Source organism: Sporichthyaceae bacterium, assembly GCA_036269075.1.
In the GTDB taxonomy this organism is placed as follows: Bacteria; Actinomycetota; Actinomycetes; order Sporichthyales; family Sporichthyaceae; genus DASQPJ01.
Genome location: DATASX010000103.1, coordinates 96,880 through 119,200 on the forward strand (window position 1 = coordinate 96,880; position 22,321 = coordinate 119,200).

Here is a 22,321-nt window from a genome sequence, read left to right on the forward strand (position 1 = left end):
TGTGTGACAAGGGGGTGAACATGCGACGAAGCCTCGCTTCCGACGATCCAGTCAGCCGCTGACCGCAGTGGCTGGTCCTGCCCTCAGTCCAGCATGCCCGGCGGAACGCGGTCCGGCAGGTCCTGCTCCTGATCCGGGTGGTACTGCCACGGGAACAGCTTCCGCTTGCGGTCCACGGCGTACCGGGCCCGGCCCGAGGCATTGGTGGCGTACCAGACCGTGTGCACCGTCCACGGCAGCACGGGCATCCAGAACCGCGGCGGCACCGGATTCGTCGGCGTCGCCTCGCCCCACCGCACATCCGCGGCGATGTAGCCCTCACCGTCGTCGTAGGACAGGTGCGCCAGCGACGTCCCCGCCGCGTCCACGATCTGCGTCTCACCGAGCAGGATCGTCGGCCAGGGCACGCCGGGTGCGAACGGGGTGGACATCTTGATGTCCCCGACGTGCGACGGGTGCACGCATGGCACCCCGACCACCCGGGCCATCCGTCCCGGCGTCTCCCGGGCCAGTTCGACCATCGTGGCGTGCTCGCGCTGCCAGAACCACTTGTGCGTCACGCCCCACTGCGGGAACGACGGGAAGCACATGCCGCCGGCGACCAACCGCACCCGACCACGCAGCCGTGCCGCGGTCCGCGAGCGCAGCCACTCGAACCCGTTGGCCACCCCGATCGGCCCGAGGCCGGTGTCCGCGATGCCCATGTCGCGGCCCGGTGTGTAGTTGTTGTTCTCCCACATCGACGGCTGATCCTTGTCGTGGAAGGAGATCGCGCCGTCCGGCTCGCACACCGCGTACGTGCCGCGGGCGTCGCCGCCGCGGGTGGCGAGGTATCCGCCGCCCACGATGCAGTCGTGCTTGGCGGCCAGCGCGCGGTAGGTCGCCAGCGTCGGGCCGTTGATCGGTTCGACCACGTGGCGCATCACGCGGCCGTGGATGTTCGGGTGATTGGCGCTCTCCGGCAGGAAAATCATCTCCGGGGAGTGCTCGCGTGCCGCCTGCCCGACGATGTCCTCGATGTGCCGCAGGTTCGAGGGGACGTCCCCGATGCGCACCGCCAGTTGCACGGCGCAGACGCGCTTGGTGGCGTTCATTCGGCACGCTCCTTGCGCGGCGGCCAGACGTAGTCCGCCCGCTCCGAGGCGGTGATCCGCGGGGACCGGAACTGCGGCCGCAACTCCTCGCGCCACACGTCTCGGTCGATGCGGATCTCGCCGAGCGCCTCCTTCAACAACGCCTTGCGGTCCGAGCCCGGGCGCAGCATCGCCCGCGCCACGTACTTCGCCCCCCGCACCGGGTTCAGCACGTGGTGCGGCGCCTTGATCCGGTCGAACATGTGCAGCAGCAGCGGCGGTTCCCGACCGTCGAGATCGACCAGCGCCTCCTGCACGATCGGGTTGACCACGAAGTCGCGCGATTCCCGGTTGCCCCAGTGATAGGTCGCGTTGCACTCCCGGTCCCGCCGTGCCTCAACCGAGCGCGCCGCCGCGTCGGCGGCCGCGGGCTCGTCCAGCAGCGGCGCGCATGCCTGGCCGAGGAAGCGCCCGAACCGGAGCGCGTCGCGGATGCCCTGCCCGATGATCGGGTCCTTGAAGTGCCCGGCGTCCCCGCACAACGCCCATCCCGGCCCGCTCGAGCGGCGGAAGAACGCCACGTTGTCCCCGGTGGAGCGCAGTCGGCTGAAGTTCGTCGCGCCACCCAGGCGCACCCGGACCGCCGGGTTGGCGTCGAGCATCGCCGCCCACATGCCTTCGGGATCGGCGCGGAACTTCGGGATGTCCACGGCCGGTCCCATGAACAGGCACAGCACCCGGTCCTTGGGGCAGGGGAAGATCAGCGCATGGGTGTCCCCGGAGCGCAACTGGATCAGCCGCTCCCGCCACGCCGTGCCGACCAACGGGTCCTCCATGTACCAGAACGCGCAGCCGCGTTCGTTGCGTGAACCGCGATAGGGCCGATCCGCACCGACCAACTTCGCCACGCTCGAACGTCGCCCGTCCGCGCCGACCAGCATCCGGCAGGCGATCTGCGTGTGGCTGCCGTCCGGCTCCCGCACCACCACGCCGGAGATCCGCCCGCCGCTCCACAGCACTCGCTCCACCGAGGTGTGCTCGCGCACCTCCGCGCCTGCCTCCCGCGCGGTCTCCACGAGCGCCATGTCGAGTTCGGGCCGGGGCAGGCAGATGCCGAAGTCGATGCCGTCCACCGCGGTGAAGCGCTGCATGCACCGTGCGCCGTCGGCCTCGATCATCCCGTAGGTGCAGCGCGGCGGGTCGTACGCGAGCACCCGGTCCAACGCTCCGAGCGCCTGAATCTCGGCCACCGCGGACGGGAAGTTCACGTGGGTGGACAAGGTGTCGGAGGGAAACTTCGCCCGGTCCACGGCAATCACCCGCCGCCCGGCGCGGGCGAACGCGATCGCGGCGGCGCTGCCGGCGCAGCGGGCCCCGGCGATGACCACGTCGGCGCTGTCGTGACGCGCGATCTCCTCCATGGACGAACCGTAGGGACGCACCCGGTGGCCCCACGTCGCCCTTCGTGGTGCACAACGTCCCCACTCGGGGTCATCTCGCTTCCCTTGCTCGCGCCACGCGAGTTGGGTCGGATCATGACCACGCTCAGCGCCGCGCCGGCGACGGCCTCCAACCGCGCGACCACGAATACCCCCGCGCGCCTGCAGGACTTCGACGTGATCACCGACGACGTCGCCCTGGTCGAGGCGATGTCGGCCTTCGGCGCCGGCGAGCGCGTTGCCGAGTGTGGCGTCCTCGGCCGGGCGCTGGGGTCGGCGGAGGGTCTGGAGGCCGGCTTCGCGGCGAACGAGCATGCACCTGCACACGTCCCGTACGACCGCTCCGGCGTACGGGTCGACGAGATCCGGTTCGATCCTTCCTGGCACCACGTCATGCGGTTGGCCGTCGAGCACGGGGTGGCCGGGGCGGTCTGGGCCGACGACCAACCCGGCGCCCAGGTCGCCCGCGCGGCCAAGTTCATCGGCGTCGCCCAGGTGGAGGCCGGCGCGACCTGCCCGCTGGCCATGACCTACGCCTGCGTGCCCGCGCTGCGCCTGGACCCGAACGCCGCCGCGATCTGGGAGCCGCTGGTCACCTCCGGGATCTACGACCCGCGTTCGTTGCCGGCCGCACAGAAGCACGGCGCGCTGATCGGCATGGCGTTGACCGAGAAGCAGGGTGGCTCCGACGTGCGGGCGAACACCACCAGCGCCGAGCCCGACGGCGAGGTCTACCGGGTCACCGGGGAGAAGTGGTTCGTCTCGGCGGTGCACTCCGACGCGCTGTTCGTACTGGCGCAGGCTCCCGAGGGAGTGAGCTGTCTGCTTGTCCCGCGGCGGCTGCCGGACGGCAGCGACAACGGCTGGACGATCGACCGACTCAAGGACAAGCTCGGCAACCGCTCGAACGCGACCGCCGAGGTGCGCTTCGAGCAGGCCCGGGCGCTGATGATCGGCGAACCCGGCCGCGGGGTGCGGGCGATCATGGCGATGATCGGCGGCACCCGGCAGGACTGCGTGCTCGGCTCGACCGCGGTGCTGCGCACCGGCACGATCGAGGCCATCCACTGGTCCGCGCACCGCTACGCCTTCGGCCGACGCCTCATCGACGCCCCTGCCATGACGGCGGTGCTCGCCGACCTGGCGTTGGAGAGTGAGGCGGCCACCTGGTCGGCGTTGCGCCTGGCCCAGGCCACCTCCGACGCCGCGGCGGGCGACCCGGCCGCCGTGGCGTTCCGCCGGTTGGCCGCCCCGGTGCTGAAGTTCTGGATCTGCAAGCGCGCCCCGCTGCACGCCGCCGAGGCGCTGGAGTGCCAGGGCGGCTACGGCTACATCGAGGAATCGCGGCTGCCGCGCAACTACCGCGAGGCCCCGCTGATGTCGATCTGGGAGGGCTCGGGCAACGTGCAGGCCCTCGACGTGCTGCGAGCGATGCAACGCGAACCGGAATGCGTCGCGGCCATGTTCGACGAGCTCACCCGGGCCGGCGGCGCGAACCGGCGCCTGGACACCGCGGTGACCCAACTGCGCGACATGGTCGCAGCAGGCGTCGACGAGGCCCGCGCCCGGGAACTGACGGGGCGGATGGCCCGGTGCCTGCAGGCCTCGCTGCTGGTCAGGTTCGCCCCGGCAGCGGTGGCCGACGCCTATTGCGCGGGGAAGTTGGAGGACAGCGGCGGCACGCTGGGCTGCCTGCCCGCGGGCGTCGACGTCGCCGCGATAGTGGCCCGGCACCGGGTCGCCCGATGACCCGAGTGGTGGCCGTCCAACCGGCCCTGCGGATCGGGGACGTCGAGGGCAACCTGCGTCGCTGCGCGGACCTGGTCAGCGCCGCGGCCAAGGAGCACTCCCCCGACGCGATCTTCCTGCCCGAGGCGATGACCTCGCCGAACGCGTACGACCGCCGGATGCGTTCGGTCGCCCGGCCGCTGCTCGGTACGCCGCTGCATACCCTGCGTCAGTTGGCCCGCGACCACGGGTGTCTGGTGGGCGGGGGGTTCATCGCGGTGCGCGGCGCGGACACCAAGGGCACCTACGCGCTGTGCGAGCCCGACGGCGGCATCCACCTGCACGACAAGGACCAGCCCTCGTTCTGGGAGAACAACTACTACTCCGCGGGCACCGACGACGGGGTCATGAACACCTCGATCGGGCCGATCGGCTGCGCAAACGGGTTCGAGTGTGGGCGGGTGCGCACCGCCAAGCGCATGGTGGGCCGGGTCCGCCTGCTGGCCGGCGGTATGCACTTCCCCTCGTTCCCGACCTGGGCGGCCACCAAGGGCTGGTTCATCAAGCGGGACGAGGAATTCCTGATGCAGTACTGCCGGGAGACCCCGCCCCGGATGGCCCGGATGCTCGGCGTCCCGGCCGTGCATCCCTCTCACGTCGGACCGTTCACCATGGAAACCCCGTTGGTGCCGGGGCTGGGCTGGCCGTCCCGGATGCTCGGCGAGACCACGATCTGCAACGCCGACGGGCTGATCCTGCAACGCATGTCCTACGCCGACGGCGAGGGCTACGTCTGCGCCGAGGTGGACATGGCCGAACCTCAACCCCGCGACCCCATCCCGGACCTGTTCTGGAACGCCCCGTTCCCGATCTCGGTGCACCTGGTCTGGTACGCAGGCAATGCGCACGGGGTGGCGAAGTACCGGGCGATGAAGGCGTTGCGACGGCACTCCTGGGAGCCCGGCACGGACCTGCCCGCCTACACCTGCCCGGAGCAGGCCCCGCCGCTAGCGTGACCTCGTGACCTCCATCGCCAACCGGGTGCAGCACCCCCTGGCCGGGGACCTGCCGCTGTGGCCGGAAAACCCGCCCGCCGGGCCCGGCTCGGAAGCCCGGGCCGCGCTCGACGACGAACTCGCGAACCTGGAGGAGCGCATCGGCGGGCTAGCGGCAAACGCCGATCCCGAATTGCAGAAGGCGGTGCGGGCACTGGCCGACCTGCACGAGCGCCGCGACCGGGCCACCGACGACCAACTCCGCGAGCGCCTGACGGTGCTCGCCCGGGTGCACCTGGCACTGGCGCATCTGCGCCGGATGCCCAATACCGAGGCGATGATCGCGGCGGCGCCGCGGCAGGCCTGCGAGGCCTGCGGCTTCGACCGGGCGGTGCTCTACCGGGTCCGCGGAAAGGAACTGTTCGCCGAGTCGTTCTGGGTGGACGGGGACCCGCAGGCAGCGGCGCGGTTGCTCGCGTTCAGCCGCGAACACCCAGCGGTGCTGGTCGCACAGGTGCTGGAGACGGAGATGATCCGCCGCCGCCGGCCGATGGCCATCCAGCAGGTGGTGGACAACCCGCGGGTGTTCGCCGAGTTGGCCGAGGCCTACCAGACCCACTCCTACGTGGCCGCGCCGATCATGCCGGAGGGCCGGGTGATCGGGTTCATCCACGCCGACCATCGACTCAAGCCTCGACGGGTCGACGAATTCGACCGGGACTCGCTGTGGGCGTTCGCCGAGGGCTTCGGGTTTGCCGTGGAGCGCGCGCAACTGACGGACCGGCTGCGCGCGCAGGGCCAGGAGCTGCGGCGCCTGCTGCAGCGCACCGAAGCGGTGGTCGCGGAGTACCTGGACGCCGAGGTGGAGTTGGTCAGCGCCGGGTTCGAGGGCGCCGGGGCGGCGGGCGCGACCAGCGCGATCCTGCCCATCGAGGACAACCCGGTGGCCGCCGGCTTGTCCAAGCGCGAACTGGAGGTGCTGGCGCTGCTCGGCGACGGCGCGTCCAACGCACACATCGCGGCCCGGCTGGTCATAACCGAGGACACCGCCAAGTCGCACGTGAAACGCATCCTGCGCAAGCTCGGCGCGGCCAACCGCGTGGAAGCGGCGACCATCTGGCTCAAGGCGCAACAGCGCTGAACCTCGATCCACGCAACGAAAGGGCGGCCGTGACCGACTTCAGCACCCTCGTCTACCGCACCGACGCGGGCATCGCCACGATCACGTTGAACCGGCCGGACCGCCTGAACACGATCGTGCCCCCGATGCCCGACGAGCTCGCGGCGGCGGTGGAGCTGGCCGTGCGCGACACCGACGTCAAGGTGATAGTGCTGCGCGGCGCGGGCCGCTCGTTCTGCGCCGGCTTCGACTTCAGCGGGGGTTTCCGGCACTGGGACGACCTGCTCTACACCGACGGCAAGTGGGACCCGGGCAAGGAGTTCATCGCCGCGTCCTCGCCCACGTTGGGGTGGGTGCCGAAGTTCATGAGCCTGTGGCACAGCCCGAAGCCGGTCATTGCCCAGGTGCACGGCTGGTGCGTCGGCGGGGGCAGCGAGATGGCGTTGTGCGCCGACCTGGTGATCATGGCCGAGGACGCGGTGATCGGCACGCCCTACTCGCGCATGTGGGGCTGCCACCACGCGGGCATGTGGGTCTACCGGCTCGGACTCACCAAGGCCAAGGAGTACGCGTTGACCGGGAAAGCACTGACCGGCGTCGAGGCCAAGGCGCTCGAACTGGTCAACGACGCCGTGCCGTTCGACCAACTGGAGCAACGCGTCCACGAGACCGCCCAACAGCTGATGAGCATCCCGCTCAACCAGCTCACCGCGATGAAGCTGGTGATCAACCAGGCCTACGCCAACCAGGGTCTGGGCTCCACGCAACTGGTCGGCAGCCTGCTGGACGGGATGCTGCGCAACACCCCGGAGGCGCTGGAGTTCATCGAGTTCGCCGAACGCGAAGGCGTACCGGCCTCGGTAGCCCGCCGCGACGGCCCGTTCGCCGACTACTCGCAGGGCGTGCGGCCCGACCCGAGCCACGTCAACGACGTGACCCCACGCTGGGCCGGTTGACCAGCCGCCGGCGTCAGTTCGGCGACGGTGTCCGGCGCTCCGATGCGACCGCCGGCATTGCGGTGGCCCGTGGGTGCGGCGATCTGGTCGGCTGCGGCGACTTGTCCGGCTGCGGCAACCCCTCCGGCTGCGGCGCCTTGTCCTTGTGCGGCGGCTTCGGGGCCAACATCGGCGGCATCAGGACGTTGCGGACCGCAGTGCCGTAGGCGGGCGGATTCGGGTCGGTGTAGTGCGGGAAGCTGCCGGTGCGCCAGGAGTCCAACTGGGCGGCCGGCACGGTGTTCAACCAGCCGGCGAGTTCGCCGTAGCTGACGCAGCGCACCTCGGGCTTGTTGCAGACCTCCTTGGCGATCGAGGCGATCGCCCGGGTGTAAGTGCCGTGGTCCCACATCTCGGGGTGGTTGCCGAAGTTGATCGGGGCGCGGTCGCCCGTGTAGGACTTCTCGAAGTACGCACGTTCGGTGTCCAGCATCTGCTGGCCCCACTGGTCCGAGGTAGCCGGGCTCACCCAGCGGTCCTCGCAGTCCGGGTCGTGCCAGGCGCAGATGTTGTAGTCCATGCCGAGCTCGTAGCGAGTCGACCCGTACATGTGCCAGTCGGGCAGTCCGATCGTCCACAGGTTCGTCGGGCCGGTGTCCGAGGTGCCCCGGTAGGGCCAGCGGACGAACGGGGTCGGGCTGGTGTCGTAGGTGTATCCGTGCTTGGCGAGCACCGGGTACAGATTGTGGAAGTTGCCTTCCAGGCAGGGGGTTCGTGAGCCGACGATGTCCTTGGACGTGAAGCCCAGGTTCACCGGCGGGGTCAGGTTGTTGGTCTGGTTGGCGTTGTCGACCATCTTGTCGAACTGCTCGACCTCGTGTTCCCAGTCCGCCGCGCTGAACGACCCGACCGCGCCCGGGGACTTGCCGCAGATGTGGCCGCCGTAGTGGGTGGCGATCTCGTTCCCCTCGGCGTAGGCGCCCTTGAGGTTGTTCATCTCGTGGCGCACCGCGTCGAGCTGGCTCTCGCCCGGCAGTGTCTCGGCGTGGTCGAACGCGAAGCCCATGTGCGAGTTGCCCGGGCCGAGCTGCGGGGCGTCGTAGGTGTGCAGGGTCTGGCTGGTCAACAGCATCGGGCCGGACAGGAAGAACGTCATGCGGGCGTTGTAGGCCCGTGAGACCTTCCGCCAGTAGTCGAAGATCGCATAGGTCCCGTCGGTGTTCTCGACGGCGTTGCCGGAGTCGTCGAACCCGAACACCACGACCTGCGGCGGCCGTTGCCCGGCCGCCACCGGACCCAGCGCCGGCGGCCCGATCCGATCGCCGCGCGCGGGCTCCGCCGGTGCCATCACCGCGGTGTTGACGCTCGGCTGTGCAGCCGCAGCCGCAGCCGCAGCCGCAGCCGCCGCGGGTGCCGTCGGCGAAGCAACGCCCGCGCCCGCCGCCGCCAGGCCGGCACCCCCAGGCCCGGCACAGCCGGCCAACGCGGTCACCATGATCAGCGCCGCGCCAACACCCAGACGATTGCTCATTTGCGCAGGGTGACACGCCAAACAGGGCAAATCAGGTGAATGCCTGAAACCACGCCCATCGAGACGTAAAACCTCTCCCGGCCGGCTCAGCCGCGGGCCAACGTCCCGGCGATCAAGGTCGCCAACGTCTGCTCCAGCGCCGGCCCGAGATCGATGCTGAACTCGGAGAGCCGCGGATCGCGGGCGTACGCCTCGATGGTCGCCGGGGACAAACAGCTGTACGACCAGAAAGCGCCCGCCAGCACCAGCGCCAGCAGGCAGATCCGGCCGGCCTCCGCGCCGAGTTCCGGGACGTGCCGGCGGACCTCGGCAGCGAGCAGCTCCAGCCCGTCGTACCCGGCCTGCTTGAACCGGAGAACCACGTCGGCGGAGACGTTGTGCTCCAGCACCGCCGGCTGGGCGCTGATCAGGTCGCAGAGCACGGTGTGCCGACGCAGGGTCGTGCTCAGCACCTCGGCGAGTTGGTCGCCCCGTCGCTTCGCGGACCTCCCGGCGCGCACGGTCCGGGGGAGTTCCTCCAGGACGTCGGCGAGCCACAGCCGAGCAGCTCGGTCCAGCAGTTGGAGCAACACGTCCTCGCGGGACTCGAAGTACCGCAGCACGTTCGACTTCGCCAGCCCGACCCGGCGGCTGAGCTCGTTGAGGCTCAGCTCGGCGACCGGCATCTCCGCGAGCATCCCGGCCGCGGTCTCCAGGATCACCTGGCGCCGGACCTCGCGCTGTTCCTCGCTGCGGGCGCGGGCGAACTCCACTCCCCCAGATTACAGACCACGAGTCTCTTGACAAGAGACCGTTGGTTTCTTAGCGTAAGAGACCGATGGTCTGTAACTACGGACGGAGACTGCGATGAGCGAGCACTGGACCGAGAACGACATCCCCGACCAGAGCGGCCGCGTTGCAGTGGTGACCGGCTCCAACACCGGGTTGGGCTTCGAGACGGCGCGGGCGCTGGCCGCCCACCGGGCCACCGTCGTGCTGGCCGTCCGCGACCCCGAGCGCGGCAAGCAGGCCGCCGCCCGGATCGCGCAGGCCGTCCCCGGCGCGGATCTGACGGTGCAGCAGTTGGACCTGGCCTCGCTGGCCTCCGTGCGGAGCGCGGCCGCCGAGCTGTCCGACCGGCACCCCCGCATCGACCTGCTGATCAACAACGCCGGCGTCATGTACCCGCCCCGGACGAGCACCGCCGACGGCTTCGAGCTTCAGTTCGGAACCAACCACCTGGGCCATTTCGCGTTGACCGGCCTGCTGCTCGACCGCCTGCTGGCCACCCCCGGCTCACGGGTCGTCACGGTCAGCAGCATCGGGCACCGCATCCGCGCGCAGATCCACTTCGACGACCTGCACTGGGAGCGCAGCTACAGCCGCCCCGGCTCCTACGGCCAGTCCAAGTTGGCCAACCTGATGTTCACCTACGAACTCCAGCGCCGACTCGCAGCCGCAGACACGACCACCCTCGCGCTGGCCGCCCACCCGGGCGCCTCGGACACCGAACTGGTGCGCCACCTGCCCGCCGCGCTGCGCAGGATCGCGCCGGTGCTCGCGCCGCTGGTCGCGCAGCCCGCCGCCCGCGGAGCGCTGCCGACGCTGCGTGCTGCCACCGACCCGACCGTCGGCGGTGGCCAGTACTACGGTCCCGACGGCTTCGGCCAGATGCGCGGCTACCCACGGCTGGTCACCTCCAGCGCCCAGTCGCACGACGCCGGGCTGGCGCACCGGCTGTGGACCGTCTCGGAGGAACTGACCGGAGTCCACTTCACCGTGTAGTCAGCGCGCCAGCCATCCCCCGTCGACGACGAGCACGTGGCCGTTGACGTATCGGACAGCCGGCGAGGGAAGGAACACGACCGCGGCGGCGACGTCCGCCGGCTCACCCCAGCTACCGACCGGGATGCGGCCCCGGATCGCCGGCTCGCGCACCGGGTCGGCCCGCAGCGGCGCGGTGTTGTCGGTGACCAGATAACCCGGAGCGACGGCGTTGACCGTGACGCCCTGCGGGGCCCACTCGTTGGCCAATGCCTTGGTCAGTCCGGCCAGGGCGTGCTTGCTCGCGGTGTAGGCGGGCACGAGGATCCCGCCCTGGAACGACAGTAGCGACGCGATGTTGACGATCCGACCCCAGCGGTCGGCCAACATCCGCCGACCGACGGCGGTGGCCAGCACGAAGGCCGCGTCGAGGTTGATGTCGAGGACCTCCCGCCAGGACTCCAGCGACGTCGCCGCCGCCGGCGCCCGGCGGATGATGCCCGCGTTGTTGACCAGCACGTCGACGCGATGCTCGGCCAGCACGCGGTCGATCTCCGCGCCGGTGGCGTCGAGATCGGCGAGGTCCACCCCGACCGCGAAAGCCTCCCGGCCCGCGGCCCGGATCCGCTCGGCGGTGTCGCCGACATCGCCATTGCGGCCCCAGCACAGCACGTCCGCGCCGGCGGCGGCCAACGTCAGCGCGCAGGCCCGGCCGATCCCGGTCCGCGCCCCGGTCACCAGTGCGGTGCGGCCGTGCAGACCGAAGTCCGGTGAACTCACCGAAGGTCGGCTGTGGCGACGGGATCCATGTCGTCCCAGGCCATGTTCTCTCCGACGGTGGACCAGACGAACGAGTAGTTCCGGGTCCCTGCGCCGAAGTGCACCGACCAGGACGGCGAGATCACGGCCTGTTCGTCGGCGACCAGCAGGTTGCGGGTCTCCTGCGGGCGGCCGCACAGATGCACCACCCGACCCTCCCCGAGCTCGAAGTACAGATAGGTCTCGCTGCGTCGGTCATGGGTGTGGCAGGGCATCGTGTTCCAGACGCTGCCCGCGGCCAGCTCGGTGATGCCGACGGTGAGCTGGTCGGACGCGGCACCGGCGGCGCCCACGTACTTGCGGATCACGCGGACGTTCGCCTCGGCCGCTGTGCCCAGGTACAGCGCCTCGGCCGCGTCCCGGGTGACCAGCCGGGTCGGGTGCGTGCGCTGCGCCGGTGCGGACAGCAGGTAGTACCTGGCTTCCCCGTGGAAGGTCAGGTCACCCGAGCCGCGACCCACGTAGAGCACGTCGCCCCGGGCCACCCCGAATTTCTCGCCGCCGACCTCGACCTGACCCTCGCCCGCGATGCCGATCACGGCGAGCTCGCGCCGATCGGTGAAGCTCGGGGCGCGCAACTGGTCCGGGACCGGCAACGGCAGCGCCGCACCGTCGGGACACGCACCGCCGAGTACGACCCGGTCGTGATGGGTCAGCACGAGGCGCACCTCACCGGGGGCGAACAAACCGTCGACGAGGAACCGCTCGCGCAGACCGGCGGTGTCCAGCCGGGGCAACTCGTCGGGATGAGTGGCATGACGGATCTGCATACCTGCCTGGATATCGCCGGCCGAGGGCGAATTCGCGGGCCCTGCACCTGACGAGCAGATGACGGAACGGCGAACTCCTGATCGCCGCGGCCGCTGAGAGGCCGGGAAGCCACCCGCGCCCGGTAGACAGCGGGCATGGCTCACCCGCCGACCGGCCGTACCGTGCACCGGCTCGACCCGGACGGCACGGTCCGCGACTGGCTGGTCTCACCGGTCTGGTCGCGCCCGTGCGAGGACCTCGACGCGGTGCTGGACGCGGCGGGGGAGCCGTGGGGCCCGACGGGTCGGTGGGTGCTCACGAACGGGCCCGACGTCGCGCCGCTGAAGCGCCGACTCTTCCAGCGCCACCCGTTCCCGATGCAACCGGACCTGCCGGCGTTGGTGGAGGACGGGCCGGTCGGGTGGCCGACAACCGCCGGTCCGCAGATCGGTACCTGGACCCGACGGCACGTCGCCCCGGACGGCTTCGTCGACTGGAGCGCGTTCTGCTCCACCCCGGAGTACCGGGAGGCGGTGGCCGCCACCCGGCTCGAGGTCGATCAGGCCGAGGAACGGCTGCTCGAGGTGGCGAGCACCGGCCCGTTCCGGTGTTGGCTCGGCGGTGAACTCGTGCTCGAGCACGACGGGTTCACGTACATGGAGCCGCATGCGCACACGGTCCGGGTGCGGCTGCCCTCACGGACCACCGACCTCGTTGTGGCCACTTGGCAGGTCGCGTTCCGCGAGTGCCGGCACGTCCTCCGGGCGCGGGTCCTCGGCCTGCCGGTCCGGGTCGTGATCCCGAACCCGGCGGCCGACGAGTACCGCAGCACGGTCGCCGAACGGGTGCTCGAGGAGCTCGGAAACCCGTCCTGGGCCGCCGAGTTCGACGCCACCCTCACCGGTCCGCCGGGCGTCGCACTGCGCGTGAGGGTCGGGACGACCACGCACCGACTTCGTCTCGATGACCAAGGAAGGGTCGACGTGCCGTTGCCGGCCCAGGGCGAGGCCGTCCTGGAGGTCCGCCTCGACGACGACAAGGCCCCCGTCCACCGACGGTTCACGGTCGCCCGACTGCCCGACGCCCACCGCGGAGTCGCCGTCGGCGGGCCGGAGCAGTGGCGGGCGGAGGTGCTGGAGCACGTCGGGCAGCGCGTCGGCACCGCCGCAGCGCTGGCCCGCGGGAAGGTCGAGATCGCCGACCTGGCTTCCGCGTCGGTCCGGATCACCAACCGTGGCGACTGTGCCGACTTCGAGGTGCTCGGCCTGCTGCACCTGTGGCACCGGATCCCCGCGCAGCGTTGGCCGGACGGGTTGCGCGACGGGGTCGCCAACGCCCTGACCGCGATGAAGTACTGGATCACCCAGCCCGGCTTGGACGCCATGTGTTACTTCACCGAGAACCATCAACTGGTCTGGCACGTCGCTCAGCGGCTAGCCGGGTCGACCTGGCCGGACCGGCGGTTCGCCGTCGACGGGCGCACCGGGACCGAACACGCCGCGGCGGGCGGTGCGCTCGCGGCGGCCTGGATCCACCGCAAGCTCGAGCACGGGTTCAGCGAGTTCGACTCCAACGCCTACCTGGCGATCGACGCGCTGGCCCTGGTCACCCTGATCGAGTTCGATCCGGACGAGGAGTTGCGCGCGGCTGCGGAAGCCCTGCTGGACAAGACATTGCTGACGCTGGCGAGCAACTCCTGGCGCGGCGTGCACGGCGCCGCCCACGGCCGGTCGTACGTACGGACCCTGCGCAGTTCACGTTTGGAGGAGACCGCGCCGATCCTGTGGCTGCTGGCCGGGGTCGGGGCGCTCAACGAACAACTGCTGCCCGGCGCCGCACTGGCCACGGCCCAGGTGTATCGGGTGCCGGAGATCGTGCGCCGAATCGCGGGCGCCGAACCGTCGGACTGGTGGGGACAGCAGGTGTACCGGGGCGACTACGCGTTCTCCCGCGACCTGCTCGATCGCCCCTACGGCTCGGACCTGCGGGTCTGGCGCACGCCTGCGGCCATGCTCTCCAGTGTCCAGGACTACCGGGCCGGGCTGCCCGGCCTGCAGGAGCACGTGTGGGGCGCGACGCTCGGGCCGGAATTCCAGGTTTTCGTGACCGACCCGGCCAACTCCGACACGGGCGGGTCGGCGCGGCCGAATGCATGGTCCGGACATCGGGTGCTGCCACAGGTGCGGCAGGACCGCGACGTGGTGCTGGCCCTGCATGCACTGCCTTCTGACGGATCCTCAGGTCGAACCCACCTGTGGCTCCCGGCCGCCCGGTGCGACGAGTGGCGGATCAGCGGCAGCTGGCTCGCGGCGCGCATGGGCACCGGATTCGTCGCCGTGGCCACCTCCGGCGGTGTGCGACCGGTACGTGCCGGCGACACCGCCTGGCAGGAGTGGCTACCGGTCGGCGCGGGCACTGCTTGGGTCGCGACGGTGGGCCAGGGAACCGATTTCGCGGCCTGGGTGGCGCGTCTCGCGGAGCCGGCGGTCGAGGACGACCGGGTGAGCTGGATCGCGCCGGACGGGCGAACGCTGCAGTTGTCCTGGGCCGGGGCGTTCCTGCGCGACGGTCTGGCCGTCGACCTCGACACCTCCGGTCGTCCCGAGGACCCGCCGCACCTGGACAACCCCGCCGTCCTCTGCCGGTTCGGCGACCGACTGCTGGACGCGAAGTGGGGCGGCGAGCGCCTGGTGCTCGACCTGCAGGCAGGCCGCCGCCTGGAACCGTGCAGCGGGGTGAGCGGTGCTCGGTGAGGACCTGTCCTCGGCGGAGCCGGCCGTACCGCCGCGGCCACTGCTGCCCGAGTTGGGTCGGCCGGAACTGGAAGCGCTGAGCGACGCCGTCTCGGCCGCCTCCTGGCAGCTGGGGTTGCGCTCCTGGTTCTGGGGCGAGGGCGTCGCCCTGCTGGGCATGCTGCGCGTCGCTGCAGCTCGCGGCCTGGCTCCCCCGGACCCGGTGTGCGAGTTCCTGACCACTGTGCCGGCGGTGCTCGAGCACGTGAACCACCTTGCGCCCGCAGCGGCTGCCGCTGTTGCCGCGCGCGCGAACGGGCGCCCGGACCTGCGGGAAGTCGTCGTGGATTGCCTTGCCTGGTTGGAGAAAGAGGCTCCGTTCACCCGGGCCGGCAACGGCGCGCTGGAGCACTGGCCCGGTGGGGTGTGGGCGGACACGGTGTTCATGGCCGGCTCGTTCCTGTTGCACGCCGGGCTCCTGCTGGAGCGCGGCGACCTGGTGGCCGAGGCTGCTCGGCAGTGGGTGGCACACGCCGAGCTGCTGCAGCACCCGGACTCCGGACTGTTCGCCCATGGCTCGCACCGCGACGAGACGATCTGGTGCTTCTGGGGCCGGGCCAACGCGTGGGTGGCGCTGGCCGGGGTCGACCTCGTCGAGGCGGCCGGCGACGTGCCCGAGGTCCGTGAACGCCTGGAGCGGCAGCTGCGCGCGCTCATCGCCTGCCAACCCGCTCACGGCGTGTGGGACGTGTTGGTCGACGGGCAGCCGGAGAACCGCGGCGTCCTGGAGACCTCGGCCGCCGCGGGCCTCGGGGCCGCGCTGCTCCGCGCCGCCGGGCCGCTCGGAGACGACAGGTTGGCGAAAGCCGGATGGGCGGCGGTGCGCGGCGCCCTCGGATATCTGACGGATGGTCAGCTCACGCGGGTCAGCGCCGGGACGGTGCTGCAACTGATGCCGTTCGGCTACTCCGTGATCCGCGACGATCGGCCGCAGCCGTGGGGACAGGGCTTGGCGTTGCACGCGTTGGCGGCGGCGATGGGGTCATGACCGGCTCGGTGGCCTGCGTCGGTGAACCGCTGATCGTGTTCTCGACGCGGTCCATGGCGGACAGCCAGACCGCCACGATCAGCGAAGGTGGCGCCGAGTTCAACGTCGCGGTTCATCTGTCCCGGCTCGGTCTGCCGGTGCGGTTCGTAGGCGCGGTCGGCGACGACGTCCTCGGCCGCCGCGTCCAGGCACGCCTGGTCCGGGAGGGCGTCGACGTCCGCGCGCTGCACCTCGAGCCCGGCGGCCGCACCGGTGCCTATGTCCGGGAATGGACGCCGGCGCAGCGCACCGTCAGCTACCTGAGGGCCGGCTCCGCGGCCTCCCGGCTCGTGCCTGCGCCGGACGCCTTCGTCGGGGTCCGGCACGTGCACCTGTCCGGCATCACCGCGGCGCTGTCCGAGCACTGCGTCGCACTGCTCGATCGGCTGCTCGCCAAGCCGCGGCCGTACTCCGTCTCCTTCGACGTCAACCATCGGGCGAAGCTGTGGTCCGCGGAAGCCGCGGCCGACTGCCTGGCCCGGATGGCTGCCGCGGCCGATCTGGTCCTGGTCGGACGCGACGAGGCCGAGGAGCTCTGGGGAACCCTTACCCCGAACGAGGTACGCCGCCGGCTGCCCGACCCGCCCGAGTTTGTGGTCAAGGACGACGGGCGGGAAGCCGTCGCCTGGTCGGGCCCGGAACGCGTCGGGCTGGCTCCGACGCCGGTCGAAATTGTCGATCCGGTCGGCGCGGGCGATGCCTTCGCGGCCGGGTACCTCTACGCCCGACTGCACGGCCACGCGCCCTTGCCCGCCCTCGCCTCCGGCCATCGGCTCGCCCGGGAGGCACTGCAGGCGCTCGACGACCTCGGCCGCGCTGTGCGGCCCGACGATCTCGCCCTCGTGCTCGACGGGGCACGATGAGTGAGCGCGGCGAGCGAATCAATGTCACAGTGCCCACCACCTCCGACCCGAACCGGCGACCGCAGGCGCGCCGATGAGCTCGCTCGACGTCGACGACCTGGCCGAACGGTTGCGGTCGGCGACCGTGCTGCCGGTCCTGCGGGCACCGGATCGCGCCGCCGCGCTGGAACAGGTACAGCGCTGCGTCGCGGCCGGGCTCCCGATCGTCGAGCTGACCACGACCACCGAGGGCTGGGAGCAGGCCGTCCGCGAGGTCCGAGCGTCGTGGCCGGCGCTGGTCCTGGGCGTCGGAACGGTGCTCGAACCCGCGCAGGCGCAAGCCGCCGCGGCCGCCGGGGCCGCCGGGGCAGCATTCCTGGTGAGCCCCTGCCCGGTCCCCGCGGTGCGAGCGCAGGCCGCAGTCCCGCTGATCGAGGGCGGCTTCACCCCGGGTGAACTGCTCGACGCCACCTCCCGCGGCATCGCCAAGCTCTTCCCGGCGCATGTCGGCGGCCCGCAACTGCTCCGCTCCGTCCTGGCGGTGCGCCCCGCGGCCCGGATCGTCCCGACCGGCGGCATCTCGTTGGACGCCGCGCCGGTCTGGCTCGCGGCCGGCGCATTGGCCGTCGGCATCGGCGCCGGCCTGCTCGACCACCCCGACCTGGCCGGCCGCCTGTCCCGACCCGCCTGAAGCGGACAAGGCGGTCTCGGCTTCGAAACCGTCGCGAAACGTACTGGTTGATAAGACTGGTTCGACAGGATCGGTGATCCGCGGGGGCGCGGGCCGCACTGCACGGAAGTTGGGGGTGGTTCCGGATGGGGAACATGCTCGGTTTTCTCGAGCTCTCGTTGTTGGTGGGCCTACTGGCCGGCGCCGTGGCGTACGTGATGGCCTACGACCGGGCGCGGTTGTCGATGCCCAGTCGCCAGGCCCGGAGGTCGGCCCTGGCCGCCACCCCGGGTCCGGTCGTCTTCTACATCGGCCTGGGCACGGTCATCTCCTTCGCCGTGCCGTACTTCGTCGAGCGCTGAGGCGCAGGCTCAGCGGTCGTCGCGGAACGCGGCCACGCTCTCCGGGACGTGCAGCCGGAGCATGATGCGGTTGACCAGGGCCGGAACATGATTCGGGGTCAGCAGCGAGACCACGACCATCATCGCGAACGCGGTCGGCACGGTGATCGCGGCCGGTCGCGCCAGCAGCGCACCGGCCCAGCCGTGGTAGGGCCCACCCAGGATCGTGGCGAGCACCGCCGAGCCGGCCAGCAGGCCACCGGTGATCATCCCGGCCGCCGCCCCGATCGTCGACAACCGGCGCCACCAGACGCCCAGCACCAGCATGGGGCAGAAGGTCGAGGCGGCCACCGCGAAGGCCAGGCTCACCGCGGTCCCGACTGCCATGCCGCCGGCGCCCAATGACAGCCCGAGCGGCACGAGCGCCGCCGGGATCGCGGCGAGACGGAAGTTACGGACCCGGCCCGAGCGGAACACGTCCTGCGACAGCACGGATGCCGTCGACACCGTCAGGCCCGCCGCCGTCGACAGGAAAGCGGCGAACGCACCGGCGGTGACCAGGGCGGACAGCAGTTGCCCGCCGACGCCGGAGACCATCCGGGTCGGCATCTCCAGCACGACCGAGTCCACGCGGCCGGTGGTGAGGAGGTCCGGGGTGTAGATCCGGCCGAGCGCCCCGAAGAGGGTCGGCCCCAGATAGAACAGCCCGAGCAGCGCGAGCACCGAGAGAGTGGTTCGGCGGGCCGCCCGCCCATCCGGGTTGGTGTAGAAGCGCACCAGGATGTGCGGCAGGCCCATCGTGCCCAGCAGCGTGGCGATGATCAGCGAGTACGTCGAGTACAGGGCGTGCTCGTCGCCCCGGGACATCGGGCGCGACCAGATCGCGTCGGTGGTGGAGGGCAGGCCGGTCGTGACCGGCACCGGGCTGCCTTTGGCGAAAGCGAGGCTGGTCCCGGCGCCCACCCGATGCTCGCCGGTGCTCAGGCGAACCAGCCGGCCCGCTGACTTCACCCCGTCGACGGTCCCGGTGACCCGTGCCAGTTCCGATTGCGAGACGCGAATCCGTTGGTCCACAGGCACGGTGATCGAGGTGGCCGCCCGGAATTCCGGCGCGGTCCTGCCGGTCAGCGAGGGAGATCCGTCGTGGCGCCAGACCAGGGCCAGGAACACCGCGGGGAGGAGGATCGCGGTGACCTTGAGCCAGTACTGGAAGGCCTGGACGAAGGTGATCGAGCGCATCCCGCCGGCCGCGACAGTAGCGATGACGACCACCGCCACGACCAGCTCGCCGACCCAACGTGGTGCGCCGGCGACCGTGCGCAGGGTCAGTCCGGCACCCTGGAACTGCGGCATCAGGTACAGCCAGCAGATCATCACGACGAGGACGCTGGCCAGCCGGCGGAGCGGGATCGAGGCCAGTCGCAGTTGGGCGAAGTCCGGCAGCGTGTAGGCCCCGCTGCGGCGCAACGGCGCCGCAACCAGCGCCAGCATGATCAGGTAGCCCCCGGTGAAGCCGACCGGCAGCCAGAGCATGTCGGCGCCGTAGGCCAGGATCAGCCCGGCCACCCCGAGGACCGACGCCGCCGAGAGATACTCCCCGGCGATCGCCGACGCGTTCCACAACGGCGAAACCGCGCGGGAGGCGACGTAGAAGTCGGAGGTGGTCCGCGAGATCCGCAGGCCGAACGCACCGATCACCGTGCTCAGCACGACCACGACGGCAATCGCGGTCACGCCGTAGGCGGTGTTCACCCGCGCTCGACCAGCGCCGTGAACTTCCGTTCGTTGCGCTCGGCTGCCTGCACGTATGCCCAACCGCCGGCCAGCAGCGCCGGATAGACCAGGACGCCGAGTGTCAGCCACGGCAGTTCGAGACCGGCGACCCGGTACGACCGCGTGGCGGGCCAGAGCGAGAACAGCAGCGGCAGCCCGCCGCCGATCAGCAGCACGGACAGGCAGACCGACATCGCCAGTCGCAGCTGCACCCGCATCAGCGAGCGGAGGTAGACCTCACCGACGAGGGTCTGCTCGTCCAGATCGAACACGCCGCGATGGGTCGGGCGCGGGGCCGACCGAGTCCGCGGCCCGGTGACGACCACCCGCCGCGATCGGTCGATCTCCTTCACGCACCCACCTCACCACACGTTCCTACTGCTGATCCTGACCCAGCCGCGCCGGGCGGGCGCGTCGGCGGCCGAGCACATCTCGAAGCGCTCGGGCGTGCCGCCGGCTCACCGTCAGCTCCACATCGCCGAGCAGGACGGAGCCCTGCTCACCGGTCAGCCGGACCTCGGTGACGTGGCTGAGCGAGACCAGATAACTGCGGTGGATCCGGATGAAGCCTGCCTCGGCCCAGCGCTCCTCGAGCGTCGCCATCGGCACCCGCACCAGGTGGGTGCCGCCGGCGGTGTGCAGGCGCGCGTAGTCGCCGTGGGACTCCACGTAACGAATGTCGCGGCGGGCGATGAACCGGGTCACCCCGGCGAGCTCCACCGGGATCGTCTCGTTGTCGCCGGCCGGCGTACTGGACCGCGTCGGCGAGCTCTGCGAATCGGTGGCAGCCAATGCGGCCACCCGGCGGACGGCCTCCGCCAACCGCTCCGGTCGGATCGGCTTGAGCACGTAGTCGACCGCCTTCAGTTCGAACGCGTCGACGGCGTGATCCTCGAACGCGCTGACGAATACGACCGGGGGTGGGTCGCGGAACTGGCCGAGCACACCGGCCAGTTCCATCCCGGACAGGCCCGGCATGCGGATGTCCAGGAACACCCCGTCGACTCGGCGCAGCCGCAGCAATCGCAGCGCCTCGTCGCCGCTGTGGGCGATCAGCACCTGCTCGACCAGGCTGTTCCGACGCAACAGGTAGACCAGCTCGGACAGGGCCGGGCCCTCGTCGTCGACCGCCAGCAGGGTCAGGCCGCCCGGCGCCGGCCCGGTCATGCGTGCACTCCCGGCTGGAACTTGGGCACGCGCAGGCTGACCTTGGTCCCGGCCCCGGGCGCGGTCGCGACCACCAACCCGTAGACGTCACCGAAGATCTTGCGCAGCCGCTCGTCCACGTTGCCCAGTCCGATGCTGTCCGTGCCGGGCTCTCCGGCGAGTGCCGCGCGGACTCGTTCCGGGGCCATCCCGACCCCGTCGTCCTCGACGCTGATCAGGCAGTCCGCGCCCAGGTCCTGGGCCTGGATCGTCACGTTGCCCGGTCCGTCCTTGTTCTCCAGGCCGTGCCGGACCGCGTTCTCCACCAGCGGCTGCAGACAGAGAAAGGGCATCGAGACCGGGAGTACCTCGGGCGCGACCTGCAATGTGACCGTGAGGCGATCCCCGAACCGCGCGCGCTCCAGTAGTAAATAGGCATTGATCGCCCGCAGCTCGTCGGCGAGCGTGGTGAAGTCGCCGGACCGCCGGAACGTGTAGCGCGTGAAGTCGGCAAACTCCAGCAGCAGTTCCCGCGCGCGGTCCGGATCGGTCCGGACGAACGACGCGATGGCGTTCAGCGAGTTGTAGATGAAGTGCGGCGAAATCTGCGCCCGCAGCGCCCGGACCTCGGCCTCGGCCACCCGGGTCCGGCTGGCGTCGAGCTCGGCCAGCTCCAACTGCCCGGAGACCCACCGGCCGACCTCGTCGACGGCCCGGATCAGGGCCGCCGAGCTGGAGTCGACGTAGGCGCTCAAGGTTCCGATGACGACGTCTCCGGAGACCAGCGGCGTGATCACGACCTCCCGGATCGAGGCCCCGCGGCCGGCGGGCAGGATCTGGAAGCGACCGGTGGTCATGACGGCGTGCGCATGCTCCGTCGCCGACGCGCCCAGCTCTGCCTCACCTGCGCCGTCCCAGGCCAGCAGCCGCTGACCGTCGGTGATCGCAACGGCCTCGGTGCCCAACAACGCCCGAAGGTGCTTCACCGCCTTGCCGGCGCCGGCGGCAGTGAGCCCACCGCGTAGCGCGGGCGAGGCAAGAGAGGCCAGATGCAAGGTCTCGAAACTGGCCAGATCTGCCCGGCTGCCCAAGGCCGACCGTGAACTACCGAACCTCAGAAACCCGAACAAATTGCCGCCTCCACGACCTCCGCGCCCGAACCGTTGGCGGAACTTGTGAGGTAAGCCACAGAGGATAGTCGTCCGGCCGTCTTTCGTCAGCTCCGAGACGGCCCGCGGAAATAGCGTCGAGTTTCGCAAGTCAGGGACCGATCCTGGGTGAGGCAGTTCCCGGACCGGTCATCGCACAAGCTCTTGCAAGGCGTGAACCTCTCAGAACATGGCATTTGCTTAATTGGTCAAGCCTAACTGCCTAGCCGACGCAGCGCGTAGCGGCACCGGGCCCGCACCTGGCGGGCCCGGCGCGCCTTCCTTACCCTTCTTCGCCGCCGCCGGTCCCGGTGCTCATGCGGTCGCGGATGGCGTCGGTGACGCTGGGGTCGAGCAGGGTGGTGACATCGCCGAGGTCTCGGTTCTCGGCGATGTCGCGCAGCAGGCGGCGCATGATCTTCCCGGATCGGGTTTTGGGCAGTTCCGGG

General features: G+C 71.0%; 20 protein-coding genes. 10 read left to right on the forward strand and 10 right to left on the reverse strand.

The window, feature by feature from the left end; translation table 11 throughout:
- Positions 1 to 83 precede the first annotated feature (83 nt).
- Both VHU88_19455 and VHU88_19460 read right to left on the reverse strand, forming a co-directional pair.
- The gene (locus VHU88_19455) at positions 84 to 1,094 is read right to left on the reverse strand and encodes a carbon-nitrogen hydrolase family protein (GenBank protein HEX3613874.1); all 1,011 of its coding nucleotides are present in this window, start codon (positions 1,092 to 1,094) and stop codon (positions 84 to 86) included.
- Positions 1,091 to 2,494: an FAD-dependent monooxygenase gene (locus VHU88_19460; protein ID HEX3613875.1), complete on the reverse strand. Its 1,404-nt coding sequence runs from the start codon at positions 2,492 to 2,494 to the stop codon at positions 1,091 to 1,093. Before VHU88_19460 ends, VHU88_19455 begins: the two co-directional genes overlap by 4 nt.
- A gap of 114 nt (positions 2,495 to 2,608) precedes the next feature.
- Here VHU88_19460 and VHU88_19465 point away from each other — a divergent pair, with 114 nt between their 5' ends.
- The 4 genes from VHU88_19465 to VHU88_19480 are packed head-to-tail and all read left to right on the forward strand — an operon-like array spanning position 2,609 to position 7,311.
- Positions 2,609 to 4,261, forward strand: coding sequence for an acyl-CoA dehydrogenase family protein (locus VHU88_19465; protein HEX3613876.1), 1,653 nt, complete (start codon positions 2,609 to 2,611; stop codon positions 4,259 to 4,261).
- A complete protein-coding gene (locus tag VHU88_19470) occupies positions 4,258 to 5,256 on the forward strand; it encodes a carbon-nitrogen hydrolase family protein (GenBank protein HEX3613877.1) in 999 nt (332 codons plus the stop codon). Before VHU88_19465 ends, VHU88_19470 begins: the two co-directional genes overlap by 4 nt.
- 4 nt (positions 5,257 to 5,260) lie before the next feature.
- Positions 5,261 to 6,376, forward strand: a complete 1,116-nt coding sequence (locus tag VHU88_19475) for a LuxR C-terminal-related transcriptional regulator (protein HEX3613878.1) — start codon at positions 5,261 to 5,263, stop codon at positions 6,374 to 6,376.
- Between the two features lie 29 nt (positions 6,377 to 6,405).
- On the forward strand, positions 6,406 to 7,311 hold the full coding sequence (locus VHU88_19480; GenBank protein HEX3613879.1) for a crotonase/enoyl-CoA hydratase family protein: 906 nt from the start codon (positions 6,406 to 6,408) through the stop codon (positions 7,309 to 7,311).
- A 13-nt stretch (positions 7,312 to 7,324) separates the two neighbouring features.
- Here the strand turns inward: VHU88_19480 and VHU88_19485 are convergent, their stop codons facing one another.
- Positions 7,325 to 8,821 (reverse strand): hypothetical protein, encoded by a 1,497-nt coding sequence (locus tag VHU88_19485; GenBank protein ID HEX3613880.1) that lies wholly within the window; start codon positions 8,819 to 8,821, stop codon positions 7,325 to 7,327.
- Between the two features lie 86 nt (positions 8,822 to 8,907).
- Positions 8,908 to 9,573, reverse strand: a complete 666-nt coding sequence (locus tag VHU88_19490) for a TetR family transcriptional regulator (protein HEX3613881.1) — start codon at positions 9,571 to 9,573, stop codon at positions 8,908 to 8,910.
- Positions 9,574 to 9,667: 94 nt separating this feature from the next.
- Between VHU88_19490 and VHU88_19495 the strand changes: the two genes are divergently transcribed.
- Positions 9,668 to 10,585: an SDR family NAD(P)-dependent oxidoreductase gene (locus VHU88_19495; GenBank protein ID HEX3613882.1), complete on the forward strand. Its 918-nt coding sequence runs from the start codon at positions 9,668 to 9,670 to the stop codon at positions 10,583 to 10,585.
- Here VHU88_19495 and VHU88_19500 read toward each other — a convergent pair whose 3' ends face one another.
- Together VHU88_19500 and kduI are read right to left on the reverse strand one after the other, a co-directional pair.
- Positions 10,586 to 11,344, reverse strand: a complete 759-nt coding sequence (locus VHU88_19500; protein ID HEX3613883.1) for an SDR family oxidoreductase — start codon at positions 11,342 to 11,344, stop codon at positions 10,586 to 10,588.
- Positions 11,341 to 12,153, reverse strand: coding sequence for a 5-dehydro-4-deoxy-D-glucuronate isomerase (kduI, locus tag VHU88_19505; GenBank protein ID HEX3613884.1), 813 nt, complete (start codon positions 12,151 to 12,153; stop codon positions 11,341 to 11,343). Before kduI ends, VHU88_19500 begins: the two co-directional genes overlap by 4 nt.
- 135 nt (positions 12,154 to 12,288) lie before the next feature.
- Between kduI and VHU88_19510 the strand changes: the two genes are divergently transcribed.
- The 5 genes from VHU88_19510 (at position 12,289) to VHU88_19530 (ending at position 17,826) form a co-directional block, all read left to right on the forward strand.
- Positions 12,289 to 14,886, forward strand: coding sequence for a hypothetical protein (locus tag VHU88_19510; protein HEX3613885.1), 2,598 nt, complete (start codon positions 12,289 to 12,291; stop codon positions 14,884 to 14,886).
- The gene (locus VHU88_19515) at positions 14,876 to 15,913 is read left to right on the forward strand and encodes a glycoside hydrolase family 88 protein (protein ID HEX3613886.1); all 1,038 of its coding nucleotides are present in this window, start codon (positions 14,876 to 14,878) and stop codon (positions 15,911 to 15,913) included. Before VHU88_19510 ends, VHU88_19515 begins: the two co-directional genes overlap by 11 nt.
- Positions 15,910 to 16,815, forward strand: coding sequence for a sugar kinase (locus tag VHU88_19520; protein HEX3613887.1), 906 nt, complete (start codon positions 15,910 to 15,912; stop codon positions 16,813 to 16,815). The genes VHU88_19515 and VHU88_19520 overlap by 4 nt, the downstream gene beginning before the upstream one ends.
- A gap of 73 nt (positions 16,816 to 16,888) precedes the next feature.
- Entirely contained in the window at positions 16,889 to 17,485 is a 597-nt protein-coding gene (locus VHU88_19525; GenBank protein HEX3613888.1) for a bifunctional 4-hydroxy-2-oxoglutarate aldolase/2-dehydro-3-deoxy-phosphogluconate aldolase, read from the forward strand.
- Between the two features lie 125 nt (positions 17,486 to 17,610).
- The gene (locus VHU88_19530) at positions 17,611 to 17,826 is read left to right on the forward strand and encodes a hypothetical protein (protein HEX3613889.1); all 216 of its coding nucleotides are present in this window, start codon (positions 17,611 to 17,613) and stop codon (positions 17,824 to 17,826) included.
- Positions 17,827 to 17,835: 9 nt separating this feature from the next.
- Here VHU88_19530 and VHU88_19535 read toward each other — a convergent pair whose 3' ends face one another.
- The 4 genes from VHU88_19535 to VHU88_19550 are packed head-to-tail and all read right to left on the reverse strand — an operon-like array spanning position 17,836 to position 21,779.
- Positions 17,836 to 19,557: a cation acetate symporter gene (locus VHU88_19535; protein HEX3613890.1), complete on the reverse strand. Its 1,722-nt coding sequence runs from the start codon at positions 19,555 to 19,557 to the stop codon at positions 17,836 to 17,838.
- Positions 19,554 to 19,931 (reverse strand): hypothetical protein, encoded by a 378-nt coding sequence (locus tag VHU88_19540; GenBank protein HEX3613891.1) that lies wholly within the window; start codon positions 19,929 to 19,931, stop codon positions 19,554 to 19,556. The genes VHU88_19535 and VHU88_19540 overlap by 4 nt, the downstream gene beginning before the upstream one ends.
- 22 nt (positions 19,932 to 19,953) lie before the next feature.
- Entirely contained in the window at positions 19,954 to 20,745 is a 792-nt protein-coding gene (locus VHU88_19545) for a LytTR family DNA-binding domain-containing protein (protein HEX3613892.1), read from the reverse strand.
- Entirely contained in the window at positions 20,742 to 21,779 is a 1,038-nt protein-coding gene (locus tag VHU88_19550) for a histidine kinase (protein HEX3613893.1), read from the reverse strand. The genes VHU88_19545 and VHU88_19550 overlap by 4 nt, the downstream gene beginning before the upstream one ends.
- Positions 21,780 to 22,321 lie beyond the last annotated feature (542 nt).

Coding starts and splice junctions, on each gene's coding strand:
- VHU88_19455 (HEX3613874.1), bottom strand. CDS start 1,094: ATGAACGCCACCAAGCGCGTCTGCGCCGTGCAACTGGCGGTGCGCATC.
- VHU88_19460 (HEX3613875.1), bottom strand. CDS start 2,494: ATGGAGGAGATCGCGCGTCACGACAGCGCCGACGTGGTCATCGCCGGG.
- VHU88_19465 (HEX3613876.1), top strand. CDS start 2,609: ATGACCACGCTCAGCGCCGCGCCGGCGACGGCCTCCAACCGCGCGACC.
- VHU88_19470 (HEX3613877.1), top strand. CDS start 4,258: ATGACCCGAGTGGTGGCCGTCCAACCGGCCCTGCGGATCGGGGACGTC.
- VHU88_19485 (HEX3613880.1), bottom strand. CDS start 8,821: ATGAGCAATCGTCTGGGTGTTGGCGCGGCGCTGATCATGGTGACCGCG.
- VHU88_19495 (HEX3613882.1), top strand. CDS start 9,668: ATGAGCGAGCACTGGACCGAGAACGACATCCCCGACCAGAGCGGCCGC.
- kduI (HEX3613884.1), bottom strand. CDS start 12,153: ATGCAGATCCGTCATGCCACTCATCCCGACGAGTTGCCCCGGCTGGAC.
- VHU88_19510 (HEX3613885.1), top strand. CDS start 12,289: ATGGCTCACCCGCCGACCGGCCGTACCGTGCACCGGCTCGACCCGGAC.
- VHU88_19520 (HEX3613887.1), top strand. CDS start 15,910: ATGACCGGCTCGGTGGCCTGCGTCGGTGAACCGCTGATCGTGTTCTCG.
- VHU88_19525 (HEX3613888.1), top strand. CDS start 16,889: ATGAGCTCGCTCGACGTCGACGACCTGGCCGAACGGTTGCGGTCGGCG.
- VHU88_19530 (HEX3613889.1), top strand. CDS start 17,611: ATGGGGAACATGCTCGGTTTTCTCGAGCTCTCGTTGTTGGTGGGCCTA.
- VHU88_19545 (HEX3613892.1), bottom strand. CDS start 20,745: ATGACCGGGCCGGCGCCGGGCGGCCTGACCCTGCTGGCGGTCGACGAC.